General features: G+C 61.6%; 1 protein-coding gene. It reads right to left on the reverse strand.

Annotated features, from left to right (window positions below):
- Positions 1–266 (reverse strand): hypothetical protein (locus J5M71_RS29455; protein ID WP_243434380.1); only part of this gene is annotated, 266 nt, incomplete at its 3' end.
- Positions 267–492: the final 226 nt, after the last annotated feature.

Raw genomic sequence — 492 nt, forward strand, 5'->3', positions numbered from 1 at the left:
ACCGAGATCTCGCCACGGCTGGCCATCGTGGCATGCCCGCTTACAGGCGTCAGACCCAGGCGTTTTATGCGTTGCTCGATCGGTTGCGCGCCGCGTTTCCTGCTGTGGAGATCGAGAGTTGCGCCTCCGGGGGCGGACGAGCCGATTACGGTGTGTTGGCGCGCATGCACCGTCTCTGGACGAGCGACTGCAATGACGCGCTCACGCGCATCGGAATTCAGCGCGGCTTTCTGCGTTTCTTTCCTCCCGAGCTCATGGGTGACCATATCGGGGCCGATCGTTCCCACACGACCGGACGCCGGCACACTCTTGCTTTCAGAGCCGCAGTCGCACTTTTCGGTCACCTTGGCGTTGAAGTCGACCCGAGAGCAATGCCCGCCGACGAGATCGAAGCCCTCATGCGCTGGATTGCAATATACAAGGAATGGCGGCCCGTTCTACATGCGGGAACCCTTCACCAGGGGTGTATCAGCGAGGCGCTCTCTTGGACTC

Source organism: Pseudomonas sp. 43(2021) (assembly GCF_017490805.1).
Classification (GTDB): Bacteria; Pseudomonadota; Gammaproteobacteria; order Pseudomonadales; family Pseudomonadaceae; genus Aquipseudomonas.